The sequence below is a fragment of the Micromonospora sp. NPDC000089 genome (assembly GCF_042899365.1).
GTDB lineage: Bacteria > Actinomycetota > Actinomycetes > Mycobacteriales > Micromonosporaceae > Micromonospora.
Genome location: NZ_JBIAZT010000004.1, coordinates 1 through 16,350, shown reverse-complemented (window position 1 = coordinate 16,350; position 16,350 = coordinate 1). Strand labels below are relative to the sequence as shown.

Annotated in this window: 20 protein-coding genes; 11 read left to right on the top strand and 9 right to left on the bottom strand. The window is 73.7% G+C overall.

Annotated features, from left to right (window positions below; genetic code table 11):
- On the top strand, positions 1-1,464 hold the full coding sequence (gene argH, locus ACFY3U_RS09590) for an argininosuccinate lyase (protein WP_387198817.1): 1,464 nt from the start codon (positions 1-3) through the stop codon (positions 1,462-1,464).
- A 33-nt stretch (positions 1,465-1,497) separates the two neighbouring features.
- Here the strand turns inward: argH and ACFY3U_RS09585 are convergent, their stop codons facing one another.
- Both ACFY3U_RS09585 and ACFY3U_RS09580 read right to left on the bottom strand, forming a co-directional pair.
- A complete protein-coding gene (locus ACFY3U_RS09585; RefSeq protein ID WP_387197747.1) occupies positions 1,498-1,854 on the bottom strand; it encodes an MmcQ/YjbR family DNA-binding protein in 357 nt (118 codons plus the stop codon).
- A 159-nt stretch (positions 1,855-2,013) separates the two neighbouring features.
- Positions 2,014-2,472: a hypothetical protein gene (locus ACFY3U_RS09580; RefSeq protein WP_387197744.1), complete on the bottom strand. Its 459-nt coding sequence runs from the start codon at positions 2,470-2,472 to the stop codon at positions 2,014-2,016.
- 176 nt (positions 2,473-2,648) lie between these two features.
- Here ACFY3U_RS09580 and ACFY3U_RS09575 point away from each other — a divergent pair, with 176 nt between their 5' ends.
- From ACFY3U_RS09575 to ACFY3U_RS09565, 3 genes are all read left to right on the top strand, one after another.
- On the top strand, positions 2,649-3,278 hold the full coding sequence (locus tag ACFY3U_RS09575) for a DNA-3-methyladenine glycosylase (RefSeq protein ID WP_387197741.1): 630 nt from the start codon (positions 2,649-2,651) through the stop codon (positions 3,276-3,278).
- 87 nt (positions 3,279-3,365) lie between these two features.
- Positions 3,366-4,445 (top strand): WD40/YVTN/BNR-like repeat-containing protein, encoded by a 1,080-nt coding sequence (locus tag ACFY3U_RS09570; RefSeq protein WP_387197738.1) that lies wholly within the window; start codon positions 3,366-3,368, stop codon positions 4,443-4,445.
- A gap of 88 nt (positions 4,446-4,533) precedes the next feature.
- Positions 4,534-4,725 (top strand): MoaD/ThiS family protein, encoded by a 192-nt coding sequence (locus tag ACFY3U_RS09565; RefSeq protein ID WP_387197735.1) that lies wholly within the window; start codon positions 4,534-4,536, stop codon positions 4,723-4,725.
- A gap of 81 nt (positions 4,726-4,806) precedes the next feature.
- On the opposite strand, the gene ACFY3U_RS09560 is transcribed toward ACFY3U_RS09565, so the two are convergent.
- On the bottom strand, positions 4,807-5,349 hold the full coding sequence (locus ACFY3U_RS09560) for a DapH/DapD/GlmU-related protein (protein ID WP_387197731.1): 543 nt from the start codon (positions 5,347-5,349) through the stop codon (positions 4,807-4,809).
- A gap of 41 nt (positions 5,350-5,390) precedes the next feature.
- Positions 5,391-5,789, bottom strand: a complete 399-nt coding sequence (locus ACFY3U_RS09555) for a DUF3224 domain-containing protein (protein WP_387197729.1) — start codon at positions 5,787-5,789, stop codon at positions 5,391-5,393.
- A 131-nt stretch (positions 5,790-5,920) separates the two neighbouring features.
- Here ACFY3U_RS09555 and ACFY3U_RS09550 point away from each other — a divergent pair, with 131 nt between their 5' ends.
- Both ACFY3U_RS09550 and ACFY3U_RS09545 read left to right on the top strand, forming a co-directional pair.
- Positions 5,921-7,063, top strand: coding sequence for an LLM class flavin-dependent oxidoreductase (locus ACFY3U_RS09550; RefSeq protein ID WP_387197726.1), 1,143 nt, complete (start codon positions 5,921-5,923; stop codon positions 7,061-7,063).
- Complete coding sequence (locus ACFY3U_RS09545) at positions 7,060-7,680, top strand: FMN reductase (RefSeq protein ID WP_387197723.1); 621 nt, start codon at positions 7,060-7,062, stop codon at positions 7,678-7,680. The genes ACFY3U_RS09550 and ACFY3U_RS09545 overlap by 4 nt, the downstream gene beginning before the upstream one ends.
- 3 nt (positions 7,681-7,683) lie before the next feature.
- On the opposite strand, the gene ACFY3U_RS09540 is transcribed toward ACFY3U_RS09545, so the two are convergent.
- Entirely contained in the window at positions 7,684-8,559 is an 876-nt protein-coding gene (locus ACFY3U_RS09540) for a universal stress protein (protein ID WP_387197719.1), read from the bottom strand.
- Positions 8,560-8,774: 215 nt separating this feature from the next.
- Between ACFY3U_RS09540 and ACFY3U_RS09535 the strand changes: the two genes are divergently transcribed.
- The 4 genes from ACFY3U_RS09535 to ACFY3U_RS09520 all read left to right on the top strand — a co-directional run bounded on the left by ACFY3U_RS09535 (position 8,775) and on the right by ACFY3U_RS09520 (position 11,945).
- Positions 8,775-9,245, top strand: coding sequence for a cyclic nucleotide-binding domain-containing protein (locus ACFY3U_RS09535; RefSeq protein WP_387197716.1), 471 nt, complete (start codon positions 8,775-8,777; stop codon positions 9,243-9,245).
- Between the two features lie 83 nt (positions 9,246-9,328).
- On the top strand, positions 9,329-9,832 hold the full coding sequence (locus ACFY3U_RS09530; protein ID WP_387197713.1) for a GNAT family N-acetyltransferase: 504 nt from the start codon (positions 9,329-9,331) through the stop codon (positions 9,830-9,832).
- A gap of 10 nt (positions 9,833-9,842) precedes the next feature.
- On the top strand, positions 9,843-10,475 hold the full coding sequence (locus tag ACFY3U_RS09525; RefSeq protein ID WP_387197710.1) for a hypothetical protein: 633 nt from the start codon (positions 9,843-9,845) through the stop codon (positions 10,473-10,475).
- A 144-nt stretch (positions 10,476-10,619) separates the two neighbouring features.
- Positions 10,620-11,945: a hemolysin family protein gene (locus ACFY3U_RS09520; RefSeq protein WP_387197707.1), complete on the top strand. Its 1,326-nt coding sequence runs from the start codon at positions 10,620-10,622 to the stop codon at positions 11,943-11,945.
- An 18-nt stretch (positions 11,946-11,963) separates the two neighbouring features.
- Here ACFY3U_RS09520 and ACFY3U_RS09515 read toward each other — a convergent pair whose 3' ends face one another.
- The 4 genes from ACFY3U_RS09515 to ACFY3U_RS09500 form a co-directional block, all read right to left on the bottom strand.
- Positions 11,964-12,272, bottom strand: a complete 309-nt coding sequence (locus tag ACFY3U_RS09515) for a PRC-barrel domain-containing protein (RefSeq protein WP_387197704.1) — start codon at positions 12,270-12,272, stop codon at positions 11,964-11,966.
- Positions 12,259-12,639: a hypothetical protein gene (locus ACFY3U_RS09510; protein WP_387197701.1), complete on the bottom strand. Its 381-nt coding sequence runs from the start codon at positions 12,637-12,639 to the stop codon at positions 12,259-12,261. Before ACFY3U_RS09510 ends, ACFY3U_RS09515 begins: the two co-directional genes overlap by 14 nt.
- Complete coding sequence (locus ACFY3U_RS09505; RefSeq protein ID WP_387197698.1) at positions 12,636-13,862, bottom strand: NRAMP family divalent metal transporter; 1,227 nt, start codon at positions 13,860-13,862, stop codon at positions 12,636-12,638. The genes ACFY3U_RS09510 and ACFY3U_RS09505 overlap by 4 nt, the downstream gene beginning before the upstream one ends.
- A gap of 129 nt (positions 13,863-13,991) precedes the next feature.
- Positions 13,992-14,381 (bottom strand): PaaI family thioesterase, encoded by a 390-nt coding sequence (locus tag ACFY3U_RS09500; RefSeq protein WP_387197695.1) that lies wholly within the window; start codon positions 14,379-14,381, stop codon positions 13,992-13,994.
- 99 nt (positions 14,382-14,480) lie between these two features.
- On the opposite strand from ACFY3U_RS09500, the gene tyrS reads away from it, so the two are divergent.
- Positions 14,481-15,764, top strand: coding sequence for a tyrosine--tRNA ligase (gene tyrS / locus ACFY3U_RS09495; protein WP_387197692.1), 1,284 nt, complete (start codon positions 14,481-14,483; stop codon positions 15,762-15,764).
- The last annotated feature ends 586 nt before the right edge of the window (positions 15,765-16,350 follow it).

Below are 16,350 nucleotides of genomic sequence, written 5' to 3'. Positions count from 1 at the left end.
ATGGGTGGGGTGGACGACAAGAGCCTGACCGAGAACAGCGCCCCCGCCAACCGCACGAGCCTGTGGGGCGGCCGGTTCGCCGGTGGCCCCGCCGAGGCCCTGGCGCGGCTGTCGGTGAGCGTCCAGTTCGACTGGCGCCTCGCCCCGTACGACATCGCGGCCTCCCGGGCGCACGCCCGGGTGCTCGCGCGCGCCGGCCTGCTCGACCCGGAGGAGCTGGGCCGGATGCTGGCCGCGCTGGACGACCTGGAGGCGGCCTGCGCCTCCGGGCAGTTCCGCCCGACGATCGACGACGAGGACGTGCACACCGCCCTGGAGCGCGGCCTGCTGGAGCGGCTGGGCAGCCTCGGCGGCAAGCTGCGCGCCGGCCGGTCCCGCAACGACCAGGTCGCCACCGACCTGCGGCTCTACCTGCGCGACCACGCCCGCGGGGTGGCCGCCCGGCTGGTCGAGCTGGCCGACGCGCTGGTCGAGCAGGCCGAGCGGCACGTGGACACGGCCGCGCCGGGGATGACCCACCTGCAGCACGCCCAGCCGGTCACCTTCGGGCACTGGCTGCTGGCGCACGTGCAGCCGCTGCTGCGCGACCTGGAGCGGCTGCGCGACTGGGACCACCGGGCGGCGGTCAGCCCGCTCGGCGCGGGCGCGCTGGCCGGCTCCGGCCTGCCGCTGGACCCGATCGCGGTCTCCAAGGAGCTGGGCTTCCGCACCTCGTTCGCCAACTCCATGGACGCGGTCGCCGACCGGGACTTCGTCGCCGAGTTCCTCTTCGCCACCGCGCTGATCGGGGTGCACCTGTCCCGGCTCGGCGAGGAGGTGGTGCTCTGGACCTCGCACGAATTCGGCTGGGTGGAGCTGGACGACGCCTTCGCCACCGGCTCGTCGATCATGCCGCAGAAGAAGAACGCGGACGTCGCCGAGCTGGCCCGGGGCAAGTCCGGCCGGCTGGTCGGCGGGCTGATGAGCGTGCTGACCATGCTCAAGGGCCTGCCCATGACGTACGACCGGGACATGCAGGAGGACAAGGAGCCCGCCTTCGACGCGGTGGACACCCTGGAGCTGCTGCTGCCCGCGCTGGCCGGGATGATCTCCACGATGACGGTCCGGGTGGACCGGCTGGTCGCCGCCGCGCCGGTGGGCTTCTCGCTCGCCACCGAGGTCGCCGACTGGCTGGTCCGCCGGGGCGTGCCGTTCCGCGACGCGCACGAGATCACCGGCAGGCTGGTGGCGCTCTGCGCCGTCCGGGACAGCGCCCTCGACGAGGTCTCCGACGAGGACCTGGCCGCGGTGAGCGAGCACCTGGACCCGTCCGTGCGGGACGTGCTGTCGGTGCGCTCCGCGCTCGCCGCCCGGACCACCCCCGGCTCGACCGGGCCCGGCCCGGTGGCCGACCAGCTCACCACCGCCGCGGACCAGTTGGCCGGCTGGCGGGAGTGGGCCGCCGAGCGGGTCGTCCCGCGCTGAGGTCATCGGGGCCGGCGTGGCGACCCGCGCCGGCTATCCGGTCGCCGGCCGTTCCCGGCGGGGCAGCTTCGCCACCACCGCGTCGTACGAGGCGTCGGCCGCCTCGACCAGCTCGTCGTCCGGGATCTTGCCGTCCAGGCGCAGTGAGTTCCAGCCCGAGCGGCCGATGTAGGCGGACGCCCGGGCGTCGTCCGGGAACCGGTGCAGCCACTCGTCGGCGACCTCGCGGCTGGGCCCGCACTTCACGCCCAGCCGCGGCTCGCCGTCGGGCGCGCCGAGGAAGGCGAAGATCCGGCTGCCCACCTTCACCACCTCGTCGCCCTCCCAGGGGCGGTCCAGCCAGGCGCCCGGCTTCCCCAGGCAGTACGCCAGCATCTCGTCACGCGTCATCGCGTCCTCCCGGTGGCGGTGGGTGTCCGCCCAGTCTGGCCGAACCGGGCCCGGTCGGCGAACGGCCGACGGGGTGGAGTCTGGTCGTGACTCCACCCCGTCAACACCTCATTGAAGCGGTGCCTTCGGACCACCGCCTCCGAAGGCGCCCCCGGCTCGTCAGAGCGCGAGGGTGATGTTCCGCTCGGAGGTGAGCGAGTTGCACAGCGCGTCGCAGGAGTTGCCGGTGACCGTGCCGAACGCGACGCCCGGGACGAACCGGCGCTCGGTCGGGGTGACCGAGATGCGGATCTTCTGGGTGCCGGCCTCGCAGGTGACCTTGCGGGTGGTGGTGCCGGTGCTGATGTCCTCGCCGACCGCCTCGGCGACCTTGACGGTGAGGTCGACCTGGGTGGGCTGCGAGCAGGTGAGGGTGACCGGCACGAAGACCACCGCGCCGTTGGCGTCGATCTTGCCCGTTGCGGCGATGGCGATCGAGGTCAGCGGCGCGCCGTCGGTTGCGGCGGCGGCCTGCCGCACCGGGGTGCTGGCGCTGGCCGGCAGCGCGGCGGTGAGGGTGGCGCCGAGAGCGAGCGCGCCGGCGGCGAGCAGGGCCAGGCGGGGGGTACGAACGTTCATCCGAGTGTCCTTTCCGGACGGTGTAGGTCGCCGCCCGTTGCGGCGACATCGGATACACAGCCCGGTCACCGCCCCGGTTTCACTCGTCATGTGTCAGCTGGCCGACTGTCAACCGGGCTGCGCGGCGCGCATCCGTCGGGTTATGAGCGGGCCGGTGCACTGGGTACCGTCGGACCATGGACGCACCTCCGGACGAGACCACCCGCGGCTCGCTGGCCGCGCTGCTAGCCGGGCCGGTGCTGCCGGCCGCCCGGGGGCTGCTCGGCTGCCGGCTCGCCGCCGGCGGGGTCACCGTCCGGATCACCGAGGTCGAGGCGTACGCGGGGACGGCCGGCGACCCGGCGTCGCACGCGCACCGGGGACGGACCGCGCGCAACGCGGTGATGTTCGGTCCGGCCGGGCACGCGTACGTCTACTTCACCTACGGCATGCACTGGTGCCTGAACGTGGTCACCGGGCCGGCCGGCGAGGCCTCGGCGGTGCTGCTGCGCGCCGGCGAGGTGATCGACGGGATCGCGCAGGCCCGGTCCCGACGTCCCGCCGTACGCCGGGACGTCGACCTGGCCCGCGGCCCGGCGCGGCTGTGCGCCGCCCTGGGCGTCGACCGGGCCGCCTACGGCCTCGACCTGCTCGCCGACGGCCCGGTCCGGCTGCACCCGGCGGTGCCGCCGCTGCCCGAGGCGGCGATCTCCGCCGGTCCCCGGGTCGGGGTGACCGGCGCCCACGATGTGCCCTGGCGATTCTGGGTCACCGGTGATCCGACGGTCAGCGCGTACCGCCGGCACGCGCCGCGCCGGCGGGACTGAGCAGCCGTCGCGGCGTGTGCCTGGCAATTCTGTCGGTCGGTGTGGCCATAATCACGCCAGTGCTTCCCGACGGATCGGAGGACGGCCATGCCCAGCCTGCTGGCGATCGGCACCGCGAAGGGGCTCTTCCTGGCCACCCGCCAGGGCGGTCGCGACGATTGGGAGGTCAGCGGCCCGCACTTCCCGATGACCGGCGTCTACGCCGTCGCCATCGACCGCCGACGCGGCACGCCCCGGCTGCTGGCCGGCACGACCAGCTCGCACTTCGGGCCGAGCGTCGCCACCAGCGACGACCTGGGCGCCCACTGGGACGAGCCGGCGGCGGCGCCGGTCGCCTTCCCGGCCGACACCGGCGCCGCCCTCGGTCGGGTCTGGCAGCTCACCCCGGCCGGCCCGGGCCAGCCGGACGTGGTGTGGGCCGGCACCGAGCCCTCCGCGCTCTTCCGCTCCGAGGACGGCGGGCGCAGCTTCGACCTGGTGCGCTCGTTGTGGGACCATCCGCACCGGGAGCAGTGGGGCGCCGGCTTCGGTGGGCAGGCCGTGCACACGGTGCTGCCGCACCCGACCGACCCGCGGCGCGTCACCGTGGCGATGTCCACCGGCGGCGTCTACCGGTCGGCTGACGCCGGGGCGAGCTGGTCGCCGGCCAACACCGGCATCCGCGCCTACTTCCTGCCGGACGAGTGGCCCGAGTTCGGCCAGTGCGTGCACAAGATCGCCCGGGACGCCGGCAACCCCGACCGGCTCTACGCGCAGAACCACCACGGCGTCTACCGCTCCGACGACGACGGCCGCAGCTGGACGTCGATCGCCGCCGGCCTGCCCAGCGACTTCGGCTTCCCGATCGTGGCCCACCCCTCCCGCCCCGGCACGGTCTTCGCGTTCCCGTTGGTGGCCGACGGGGAGCGGTTCCCCACCGAGCACCGGTGCCGGGTCTTCCGCTCCGGCGACGCCGGCGACAAGTGGGAGCCGCTCACCGTCGGGCTGCCCGAGGGGCCGTTCTATCCGGCGGTGCTGCGCGACGGCATGTGCGCCGGGGACGCCTCCGACGTCTACTTCGGCACCCGCTCCGGCGAGGTGTACGCCAGCCGCGACGACGGCGACTCCTGGTCCCTGGTCGCCGCCCACCTGCCGGACGTGCTCTGCGTCCGCGCCGCGGAGGTCTGAGCGATGGTCACCGTGCTGGTCCCCGGCCCGCTGCGCGGCGAGGTGGGCGGCGCGAGCCGGCTGAGCGTCGACGCGACCGGGTCGGTCGGTGCCGTCCTCGACGCGCTGGCCGCCCGACTGGCCGCGGCTGGCCCGCCGGCTCCGCGACGAGCGCGGCGAGCTGCGCCGGTACGTCAACCTCTACGTCGACGGGGAGGACTGCCGGCACCTGGGTGGCCTGCTCGCCCCGGTGGCCGACGGCGCCGAGGTCCGGGTGCTGCCGTCGGTCGCCGGCGGCTGACCCGGCCGCCCACCGCCCACCGGCGACGGCGACGGCGACGCGCCGGTCGCCATCGCCGGGGGTACGGCCTCCCCGGCGCTCTCACCACCGCCGGCGTACGGCCGCCTTGGGGCCGGTCACCAGGCTGGCCGGCGGCACGTCGTCGGCCACCACCGCGCCGGCGGCGATCACGGCGTCCCGGCCGATGCTGACGCCGGGCAGGATTGTCGCGCCGGCGCCGATCCACACGTTCTCCGCCACGTCGATCGGCGCGCCGGTGAGGTAGAGCTTCCGCTCCGCGGGGTCGACCGGGTGGCCGCCGGTGATGAAGGTGACCTTCGGGCCGACCATCACCCGCTCGGCGAGCCGGATGCCGGCGTAGTCCAGGAACGTGCAGTTCTGGTTGATGAAGACCCGCTCGGCGAGCTCCAGGCGCAGGCCGTGGTCGGTGTAGAACGGCGGATAGATGGTGACCCGGGCGGGCAGCGGCCGGCCGAGGATCTGCCGGAACAGCTCCGCCTTGCCCGCCTCGTCCTCGAACGGCAGGGCGTTCAGCCGGGAGGTGAGCTCGGTGACCCGCAGGACCCGCTCGGCCATCGCCTGGAACTCGGGGCTGTGGATCCGCATGAACCGGTCGCCGGGCACGCCACCGGCCTCGCCGTCCGCGGCGGCCCCCTGCGCGGTGCTCAGGGCAGCTCGTAGTCGAGGACGTAGCGGTGGCCGCCGTCCGGGCCGCCGCTGATCTGCCCGCCGCCGCGCAGGCCGCGCAGCTCGTCGGTGCCGGAGTCGGGGACCACCGTCCAGGACAGCGACCCGGTCTCGCCCTCCGCGACGGCGTCGTGGTGCAGCACGAAGCTGCCCTTGCGACCGGCCAGGGCGCCGGTGAACCGCTCGAAGCCCGCGTACGCCGCCGACGTCTCCACCTGCGCCCGGCACATCAGGATCCGGGTCGCGCTGGTGCCGGTGAGGTCGCCGGAGAAGGTCTTGGTGATCCGGGCCTCGCCGAGCACCGCCCCCTCGGCCTCGTCGTACGCTTCCTGGTCCCAGCTGTCGAGGGTGAAGGTGCCCTCCGCGCGCGTGGTCATCCCGTCATCCTGCACCGCCGGGCGTGACCGGGGCCACCCCGCCACGCGGCCCCGGCGGAATAGTTGACTCGTCAAGTATGTTGTGCGCGACGTCCGGGTGACACCATCCCGGCCGACACGAGGAGCTGGTCATGCAGTTCGGAATCTTCACCGTCGGCGACGTCACGGTCGACCCGACCACCGGCCGGGAGCCGACCGAGCATGAGCGGATCAAGGCGATGCTGGCCATCGCGCTGAAGGCCGAGGAGGTCGGTCTCGACGTCTTCGCCACCGGCGAGCACCACAACCCGCCGTTCGTGCCGTCGTCGCCCACCACCATGCTCGGCTGGATCGCCGCCCGTACTGACCGGCTGCTGCTGTCCACCTCGACCACACTGATCACCACCAACGACCCGGTGAAGATCGCCGAGGACTACGCGATGCTGCAGCACCTGGCCGGCGGCCGGGTGGACCTGATGATGGGTCGCGGCAACACCGGCCCGGTGTACCCGTGGTTCGGCAAGGACATCCGCGCCGGCATCCCGCTCGCCATCGAGAACTACGACCTGCTGCACCGGCTCTGGCGCGAGGACGTGGTCGACTGGCAGGGCAAGCACCGCACCCCGCTGCAGTCGTTCACCTCGACGCCCCGCCCGCTCGACGGCGTGCCGCCGTTCGTCTGGCACGGCTCAATCCGCAGCCCGGAGATCGCCGAGCAGGCCGCCTACTACGGTGACGGCTTCTTCGCCAACCACATCTTCTGGCCCAAGGAGCACACCCAGCGGATGGTCGGCCTCTACCGGCAGCGCTACGCCCACTACGGGCACGGTTCGCCGGAGCAGGCCATCGTCGGCCTGGGCGGGCAGGTGTTCATGCGGCGCAACTCGCAGGACGCGGTGCGGGAGTTCCGGCCGTACTTCGACAACGCTCCGGTCTACGGGCACGGGCCGTCGCTGGAGGAGTTCACCCGGGAGACCCCGCTGACCGTGGGCAGCCCGCAGCAGGTCATCGACCGCACCCTGGGCTTCCGGGAGTACGTCGGCGACTACCAGCGGCAGCTGTTCCTCCTCGACCACGCCGGCCTGCCGCTGAAGACCGTGCTGGAGCAGCTCGACCTGCTCGGCGAGGAGGTCGTACCGGTGCTGCGCAAGGAGTTCGACAACCTGCGCCCGGCGCACGTGCCGGACGCGCCCACCCACGCCTCGCTGGTCGCGGCCGCCGGTGGGGCCAAGGACGGCACCGTGCACGCCGTCGACGACGTGACCGGCAAGGCGCCGGAGGGAGCGACCCGATGACCATCCGTACGCTCGCCGTCGTCTCGGCGGGGCTGAGCCAGCCCTCGTCCACCCGGCTGCTCGCCGACCAGCTCGCCGCGGCCGCCCGCGACGAGCTGGTCGGGCGCGGCGCGCAGGTGCGGCTGCACCAGGTCGACCTGCGCGACCACGCCCACGACGTGGTCAACAACCTGCTCACCGGCTTCCCGTCGGGCGCGCTGCGCGAGGCGCTCGACGCGGTGGCCGGGGCGGACGGGCTGATCGCCGTCACGCCGATCTTCAACGCGTCGTACAACGGGCTGTTCAAGTCGTTCTTCGACGTGCTGGAATCCGGCGCGCTGGTGGACCGGCCGGTGCTGATCGGCGCCACCGGCGGGACCGCCCGGCACTCGCTCGCCCTGGAGCACGCCGTGCGGCCGATGTTCAGCTACCTGCGCGCCGTGGTGGTGCCCACCGCCGTGTTCGCCGCCCCGGAGGACTGGTCCGGCGGCACGGCCGACGGGGCGCTGCGCGGCCGGATCCGGCGGGCCGGCGCCGAGCTGGCCGACCAGGTGGACCGGCGGGCGCCGGCCACCGGCCCGGCCGACCCGTTCGCCCTCACCACCGATTTCGCGACGCTGCTCGGCCGCGGCGAGTGAGGGTCACCCGGCGTACGGGTGGGCGACCAGCACGGGGCAGTGCGCGTGCTGGATCACCGCCTGGCTGACCGAGCCGAGCAGCAGCCCGGCGAACCCGCCCCGGCCGCGGGTCCCCACCACCAGCAGGGATGCCGAACCGCTCGCCTCGACCAGCCCGCGGGCCGGGCCGGCCGCCGGGACCGGGTGCTCGCGCACCGTCAGGTCCGGGTGGTCGGCCCGGACGGCCGCGGACGCCTCGGCGAGCAGCCGGACGGCCTCCGCCCGGTGCCCGGCCCGGGCCTCCTCGACCTCCTCCGGCACCGCCCGGTCCTCTCCGGGCGGCCCGACGTGCACCAGCACCAACGGCGCGCCGCGCAGCGCGGCCTCGTCGGCGGCGTAGCCGACGGCCAGCCGGGCGCCGTCCGAGCCGTCCACCCCCGCGAGCACCGGTCCGCCGACCGGCATCGGCTGCTCCTGCGGGCGGACCACCAGCACCGGGCAGCGGGCGTGCGCGGCGACCTGGCCGCTCACCGACCCGAGCAGCAGCCCGGCGAAGCCGCCCAGCCCCCGGCTGCCGACCACCACCAGCTCGGCCTCCCTCGACTCCTCCACCAGGGCGGCGCCCGGGCCGCCGGCCACCTGCCGCACCCGCACATCCAACCCGGGGAACCGGCCGGTCAGGTCGGCCGCCGTGCGGTCCAGCATCCGGCGGGACTCCTCCGTCGGTGCCGGCACCCCCAGGTCGTACGGGTTCAGCGGTACGCCGTAGCCGAGCGGGTGCAGGTAGCCGTGCACGAGGAGCAGTGGCCGCGAGCGCGCCAGCGCCGCCCGGGCCGCGTGCTCGGCGGCGACCAGGCTGGACGGCGAGCCGTCCACGCCCACCACGACGGGTCGGTTCATTCGGCGCTCCCATGGGTCGGTGCGGTCATTGTCGGCGGCGGGACCGCCCGGGCCGGGCCGGACGCGCCGAATCGCCCCCACCGGGCGCCGAGCGGCCGGCAGGCCCGGCCGGTGGTCTCGCCTCGGGACCAACGGCCCTGCCGGTGACCGCCCCGACCGGGGTGCGATGGAGGCGGCACGACCGACCGGGTCGCCGGTGGGCAGGGGGACACGTCATGACGCCGCTGGAGATGCTCCGCGACCATCCGTTCCTGGCCGGGCTGCCCGCGCAGTGGCTGCCCCGGCTCACCGGGTACGCCCGACCGGTGGTCTGGCACCCGGGCCACCGGCTGTTCCGCGCCGGCCTGCCGGCGGAACGGTTCTGGCTGGTCCGCGGGGGAGAGGTGGCGCTGGACTTCCCGGTGCCCGGCCGTGGCGACGTCGGGATCGAGACGATCGGCCCCGGCGGGGTGCTCGGCTGGTCCTGGCTCTTCCCGCCGTACCGCTGGCAGTTCGGCGCGGTCGCCGTCCGCCGGACCACCACCGTGGAGCTCGCCGCGGAGGGGGTACGCCAGCTGATGGCCTCCGACGACACCCTCGGTCGGGAGCTGACCACCCGGTTCATGGCGGTGGTGGTGGACCGGCTCCAGGCGTCCCGGGTTCGCCTGCTCGACCTGTACGGCTACCCGGCGTCCGCGGCCGGCTGATCCGCCGAGCTGGTCCGGCCGACCACGCGTACCCGCCGCGGGGCCGCCTCGGCCACGGCCCCCGGTGGGGTAGCCTCCGGGCCGTGCCCACCGACCTGCGGCTGCGTCCGGTACGCGACAACGACCTGCCGGCGTTCTTCGCCCACCAGCAGGACCCGGAGGCGAACTGGATGGCCGCCTTCGGCCCCGCCGACCCGGCCGACCGGGCAGCCTTCGACGCGCACTGGGCCCGGATCCGCGCCGACCCGCGCGTCGTCAACCGGGCGGTGCTGGTCGGCGACGAGGTGGTCGGCTACGTGGCGTCCTTCCCGGTCGACGACCGGACCGAGGTCAGCTACTGGATCGACCCGCGCCGGTGGGGGCGCGGGCACGCCACCGCCGCGCTGACCGCGCTGCTGCGCGAGCTGCCGGCGGGGCCGGTGCACGCCCGCGCCGCCAAGGACAACCGGGCCTCGCTGGCGGTGCTGCGCAAGTGCGGCTTCGTGGTGGTCGGCGAGGACTCCGGGTACGCCGCCGGTCGCGGCGCCGAGGTCGAGGAGTGGGTGCTGGAGCGGCCCGCCGACCCGGTTGACCAGCGCGGCAACTAGTCTCCCCCGGGTGAACTGGCTGGAACTCGTCGGCTGGGCCGGCTCCGCGTTGCTGGTCTGGTCCCTGCTGCAGACGCGCATCCTGCGACTGCGCGCGCTCAACCTGGTCGGCTGCCTGATCCTGATCGGCTACAACGCCGCGGTGCAGGTCTGGCCGATGGTCGGGCTGAACGTGGTGCTGGCCGTGATCAACCTGTGGTACCTGCGCCGGATGCTGGTCACCCGGCACGACGAGCAGACCTACCAGGCGGTCGAGGTGGGCGTCGGCGACCAGTTCCTGGCGCACACGCTGCGCACCCACGCGGCGGACATCGCCCGCTTCAACCCCGACTTCCGTTGGGAGTCGCACGGGCCGCGCCGCTCGGCGTTCCTGGTGGTCAGCGCGGACGAGGTGGTCGGCGTGGTGCTGTCGCACGCCGAGCCGGGCGGGGTGGCCCAGATCGACCTGGACTACGTGATCCCCAAGTTCCGCGACCTCACCCCGGGGGAGTTCGTCTACCGGCGCAGCAGCCTGTTCACCGACCGCGGTTTCCGCCGGGTGGTCAGCCCACCCGGCATGGTCGCCCCGTACTACCACCGGCTGGGCTTCCGCCCCGAGGGCGACGCGTACGTGCTGGACCTGCCCGAGCCGGTGGCCGCCTGAGCCGAGGCCCCCCGCGTCCACCGGTCGGGAGGATTCGCCGAGGGCCCGGTGGGGCACACTGGGGGGCGTACGCCGGCCGGGTCCACCGTCCGGCGGTGCCGGCCGTGGTGGCGGGCGCGGGTCGCGTGAGGGAGAGAACCAGGCGTGCAGAGCTACTGGAGCCAACTGGCCCTGGTCGGAGTCCTGGTGGTCGTCAACGCGCTCTTCGCGGGCAGCGAGATGGCCCTGGTGTCGCTGCGGGACAGCCAGCTGCAACGACTGGAGCGGACCAGCAACGCCGGCCGGGTGCTCGCCCGGCTGGCCAAGGACCCGAACCGCTTCCTGGCCACCATCCAGATCGGCATCACCCTGGCCGGCTTCCTCGCCTCGGCCGCGGCCGCGGTGTCGCTGGCCAGGCCGCTGGTGCCGCTGTTCGGCTTCCTCGGCAACGCGGCCGAGACGGGTGCCATCGTGCTGGTCACCCTGGCGCTGACCTTCGTCACCCTGGTCTTCGGCGAGCTGGCCCCGAAGCGGATCGCCATGCAGTCCGCCGAGCGCTGGGCACTGCTGGTGGCCCGGCCGCTGGACGTGCTGGCCACCTTCACCCGGCCGGCCGTCTGGGCGCTCGGCGCCACCAGCGACCTGGTGGTCCGCCTGTTCGGGCTGAACCCGAAGCACGAGCCGGAGGAGATCGGGCCGGACGAGCTGCGCGACATCGTCGCCGGCAACCACGGCTTCACCAAGGAGCAGCGGACCATCATCGCCGGCGCGGTGGAGATCGCCGACCGGCAGCTGCGCGCGGTGCTCGTACCCCGGTTGCAGGTCTTCACGCTCGACAGCGGCACCACCGCGGAGGCGGCGCGGCTGGTGCTCGCCGCGACCGGCCACTCCCGCGCGCCGGTGGTCCGGCACGGCGGCCTGGACGACGCGGTCGGCGTGATCCACCTGCGTGACCTGGTCGGCGTCCCGGACGACCGCACGATCGACGAGTGCGCCCGCCCGGCGATGCTGCTGCCCGACTCGCTGCCGGTGGTGGACGCGTTGCGCCAGTTCAAGGCGGAACGCCAGCACATCGCGCTGGTGGTCGACGAGCGCGGCGCGGTTGACGGGATCGTCACCCTGGAGGACATCCTCGAGGAGATCGTCGGGGAGATCTACGACGAGACCGACCGGGACGGCCGGTCGGTGCGCACCGAGCCGGACGGCGCGCTGGTGCTGCCCGGCACGTTCCCGGTGCACGACCTGACCAACATCGGCGTGGAGGTGCCCAACCGCCCGCCCGGCGACTACACGACCGTCGCCGGCATGGTGCTGTCCTGCCTGGGGCACATCCCCACCGTCGCTGGGGAGAGCGTCACCATCGACGACTGGGAGCTGGAGGTCGCCGACATCGACCAGCGGGCGATCACCCAGGTTCGGATCCGCGCGGCCACGCCGCCACCGGCCGAGCCGGTGGACGCCGAGCCGGTGCTGGACGAGGCCCGCAGCTGACCTCCCGGCCGGCCGTGGTCAGGCCGGCGGGTCGCCGAACGGGAAGCCGGGCACCGGGGGCAGCAGCTGCACCCGGTCGGCGGGCAGCTGGCGGATCTCCCTGCTCACCGCCCGGGCCAGCACCCGGATCAGCCACGGCCCCGACGGCCGCTCGGCGCCGAACAACCGCCCCACGGCGCGGCTCCACCGGTACCGGTCCACCAGCACGTCGGTCAGCCGCAACCGGCCGTCCGGCAGAGTGCCGCGCACCACCACGTCCACCACCGTGCCGAGCCGCCGCCCCTGCAGGTCGTACGCGGTCCGGCCGATCAGCTCACCCGCTCGCACGGGACGCCCCCGGGATCCGGGCGATCAGCCGCCGGCGCAGCCACTCCTCCACCGGCGACTCGGGCAGCTCGGCGGCCCGCGCCCGCAGCCGCACCGCGCTGCCCACGCCGACCACCAGCGAGAATGGGATCCGCCGGGGCCGCGCCGGTGGGTCGGCGACGAACCGGTCGGCGACCGCCACCAGCAGCCGTCCGGTCACCCCGCCGATCCGCGGGCCGAGGGCCGCGTGCCCGCTGAGCAGGTACGCCACGTACGGATAACCCTCCTCGTCGACGGCGAACTCGAGGTCGTCGACCTTGCCCACCGGGCAGCCGTCGACGTCCACGATCTGCCGGTCCAGCAGCTGCCGGCCCACCTGGACCCTCATCGCCCCATCCCGGTGCCCACCGCCAACGGGATCGCGGCGACCGACGCGGCGACGATCAGCACCAGCACGGCCACGCCGAGCAGGTTCATCGCCGGCCCGTTCACCCGGTCGCCCAGGTACGCCCGGTCGTTCGCCACGATCAGGATCGGCAGGTAGGTCAGCGGCAGCACCACCGCGCTGAACACCAGCATGTACTCCGTCAGCAGCACCGGGTCGACGGTGGTGAACAGCAGCAGCACCCCGATCAGCACGCTGACCAGCAGCACGGCGTGGAACTGGGCCGCCTCGCGGGGGCTGACCCGCTTGCCCCACTGCCAGCCGAAGTACTGCGCCGCCGCGTACGCGGTAGAGAGCCCGGTCTCCAGCGCCGCACCAAACGTGACCGCGAAGAAGGCCAGGGCGGCGATCGCCAGCCCCACCCCGCCGAACGCGAGCACGACCGGCTCGGCCGCATCGGCCAGGGTCGACAGGGTGTGGCCGGTCGGGTGGAACACCACGGCCGACGTGGCGATCAACGACAGGGAGAGGAATCCGCCGATCGGGAAGCCGACCAGCACGCTGCTGCGGGCGTCGGCGAGGTCGGCCACGCCCCAGCGCTCCTCCACCCCGCCGGATGAGAAGAAGAACACCTCGTACGGGCTGACCGTGGAGGCGAACAGCGCCACCGTGACGAACCAGTACGCCCCCCCGCCCTGCCCGGCGGTCCCCGGTTGCAGCATCCCGCGGGCGAGGGCGCCCCAGTCGGTGGGCAGTCGCAGCAACGCGACCGCGAAGACCACCAGCGCCAGCCCGGCCAGCCCGAAGACCCGCTCCATCAGTTGGAACCGCATCCGCCACAGCACCAGCCACACCGCGAACCCGGCGATCGGGATCCAGAGCAGGTAGCTCACCCGTGACGCCAGCTGCAGCGCGAGCGCCACCCCGCCGATCTCGGCCGCCAGGGTGAGCACGGTGACCAGATAGGAGGCGACCAGGTTGAGCAGGGCGAGCCTCGGTCCGAGCCGCTCCCGGACCAGGTCGAACACCGCTCGGCCGCTCACCACCGCGATTCGGCCGGCCATCTCCGCGTACGCGCAGATGCTGACCACCCCGACCAGCAGCACCCAGGCGTGAGCCATCCCGAACCGCGCGCCGGCCTGGCTGGCGGCGACGAGATCACCGATGTCGACGAAGCCGCCGATGGCGGACAGCACCCCGAGCGCGAGGGCGAAGAGCCTTCTCACGTCGTCACGTCACGTCGTCACGTCGGGAGGGGCTCGGCCGGTGTCATCGCCACCGACGATATCGGCGCGGACCGCTCTTTTCCGGCGATTCGCCTGACGTCCGGCCGGGTTCCGCCCGCGCGGCGGCGGTCAGCCGGTGGTGAGGTTCTGCAGCCGCACCTGCCCCCGCGACACCAGGCGTCCGGCCGAGTCGGTGATCTCCACCTGCCAGAGCTGCTGGCTGCGTCCCTGGTGCACCGGGGTGCCCACCGCGGTCAGCTCGCCGTCGCGCACCGCGCGGAGGAAGTCGGTCTGGTTGGACACCCCGACCACCGTGCCCCGGTCGCCGAACCAGAGCGACCCGCCCACGCTCGCCGCGGTCTCCACCACCGCGCAGTACACCCCGCCGTGCTGGATGCCGAACGGCTGGTGCAGCTCGGGGCGTACCTCCCAGCGGATCACCACCCGGTCCGCGCTGACCTCGTCCAGCCTCAGCCCGAGCAGGCCGACCAGCCCGCCCGTCAGCTCCGGTGTCTCCACGTCCGCTCCTCCTCGCCTCGCGCGCGCGGCCAGCCTAGTCGCCGGCCGTCGGCAAACCCGGTACGGACCGGGGCCGGGCATGGGGGAGAATCGGCAATCGTGACCGACAGCAACCTCCCGCCGGGGCGGGACTCCCTGACCGAAGACCTGCGGTGGCGGGGCCTGATCCAGGACTCCACCGGTCCCGACGAGCTGCGCGAGCTGCTCGACGGCCCGATCGCCACCTTCTACGTGGGCTTCGACCCGACCGCCCCCAGCCTGCACGTCGGCAACCTGATGCAGGTGGTGACCGCGCGTCGGCTCCAGCTCGCCGGGCACCGGCCGTTGCTGCTGGTTGGCGGGGCGACCGGGCAGATCGGCGACCCGAAGGAGAGTGCCGAGCGCACCCTGAACCCACCCGAGGTCATCTCCGGCTGGGTGCGGCGGATCCACGACCAGCTCGCGCCCTTCGTCTCGTACACCGGGGAGAACGCCGCGCAACTGGTCAACAACCTGGACTGGACCGGCGAGATGTCGGTGGTGGAGTTCCTCCGGGACGTCGGCAAGCACTTCCCGGTGAACAAGATGCTGGCCCGGGAGGTGGTGAAGGCCCGGCTGGAGACCGGCATCAGCTTCACCGAGTTCAGCTACCAGCTGCTGCAGGCGAACGACTTCTTCGAGCTGCACCGCCGGCACGGCTGCCAGCTCCAGTACGGCGGCTCCGACCAGTGGGGCAACATCACCGCCGGCGTCGACTACGTCCGGCGGCGCGGCGCCGGCCCGGTGCAGGCCTTCACCACGCCCCTGGTGACGAAGTCCGACGGCACCAAGTTCGGCAAGAGCGAGACCGGCGCGGTCTGGCTGGACCCGGAGATGACCAGCCCGTACGCCTTCTACCAGTTCTGGGTCAACGCCGACGACCGGGACGTCAGCCGCTACCTGCGCTACTTCAGCTTCCGCTCCCGGGAGGAGATCGAGGCGCTGGAGAAGGAGACCGCCGAGCGTCCGGCGGCGCGGTCGGCCCAGCGCGCGCTGGCCGAGGAGCTGACCGCCCTGGTGCACGGCGAGCACGAGGCGGCCCAGGCGGTCGCGGCCAGCCAGGCGCTCTTCGGTCGGGGCTCGCTCGACGACCTGGCCCCGGAGACGCTGCGGGCGGCGCTGGCCGAAGCCGGCCTGGTCCAGCTGGACGAGCTGCCCGACGTGGCCGGGCTGCTGCGCGACGCCGGCCTGGTGGCTGGGCTCAAGGAGGCCCGACGGGTGATCACCGAGGGTGGTGCCTACCTGAACAACAACCGGATCACCGACGTCGACGCGACGGTCGACGAGCAGGACCTGCTGCACGGCCGGTACCTGGTGCTGCGCCGCGGCAAGCGCTCGTTCGCCGGCATCCAGCTGCGGAGATAGTCGCCGGTCAAGGTTGTGACGCGGGACGCCCCCGGCGAAGTTGACGATCAACTTGCCGGGGGCGTAACTTTCTCTCTGCCAGCGCGGAACGGACGTAACGGGTGAAAGCCCACCGGCCGGAGCGCTAGCGGCGGAGGTTCCGGCGTGCGGGGTGTTCACTCCCCGATGCGCCGGCCGGGCGGTGCTCCGGGTCGGCCAGGGGGTCGATTTGGCGGGGCGGAACCGACCGGGTAGAGTTCTCCGTCGGCAGGGATCCGGGCGAGTACGCGGGCAACCGCGGCGGCCGGCCTGCCGAACCCACCGAAGAACAGCGGCGTGAGCCGGTGGAAATGGTGGTGCCCGGAATTGGTTTGACGGGTGACGGATCGGGATACGCCGGTTTGACACTCGGAAAACGGCCGGGTAACGTAGTAAAAGTGCTCGGCGCGAGAGCGGCGGGTGTAGCGGACGAAATGCCCCGGTCCGGGGCCTCACGGTGTGGGGTTTCGGGCGGTGTGTGGTTGTTCTTTGAGAACTCAACAGGGTGCTTGATAAGCCAGTGCCAATTGTTTTATACCCCGCGCTGGTCAGGCTTGTGTCTGGCTGG

Coding starts and splice junctions, on each gene's coding strand:
- argH (WP_387198817.1), top strand. CDS start 1: ATGGGTGGGGTGGACGACAAGAGCCTGACCGAGAACAGCGCCCCCGCC.
- ACFY3U_RS09585 (WP_387197747.1), bottom strand. CDS start 1,854: ATGACGCGTGACGAGATGCTGGCGTACTGCCTGGGGAAGCCGGGCGCC.
- ACFY3U_RS09580 (WP_387197744.1), bottom strand. CDS start 2,472: ATGAACGTTCGTACCCCCCGCCTGGCCCTGCTCGCCGCCGGCGCGCTC.
- ACFY3U_RS09575 (WP_387197741.1), top strand. CDS start 2,649: ATGGACGCACCTCCGGACGAGACCACCCGCGGCTCGCTGGCCGCGCTG.
- ACFY3U_RS09570 (WP_387197738.1), top strand. CDS start 3,366: ATGCCCAGCCTGCTGGCGATCGGCACCGCGAAGGGGCTCTTCCTGGCC.
- ACFY3U_RS09555 (WP_387197729.1), bottom strand. CDS start 5,789: ATGACCACGCGCGCGGAGGGCACCTTCACCCTCGACAGCTGGGACCAG.
- ACFY3U_RS09550 (WP_387197726.1), top strand. CDS start 5,921: ATGCAGTTCGGAATCTTCACCGTCGGCGACGTCACGGTCGACCCGACC.
- ACFY3U_RS09545 (WP_387197723.1), top strand. CDS start 7,060: ATGACCATCCGTACGCTCGCCGTCGTCTCGGCGGGGCTGAGCCAGCCC.
- ACFY3U_RS09540 (WP_387197719.1), bottom strand. CDS start 8,559: ATGAACCGACCCGTCGTGGTGGGCGTGGACGGCTCGCCGTCCAGCCTG.
- ACFY3U_RS09535 (WP_387197716.1), top strand. CDS start 8,775: ATGACGCCGCTGGAGATGCTCCGCGACCATCCGTTCCTGGCCGGGCTG.
- ACFY3U_RS09510 (WP_387197701.1), bottom strand. CDS start 12,639: ATGAGGGTCCAGGTGGGCCGGCAGCTGCTGGACCGGCAGATCGTGGAC.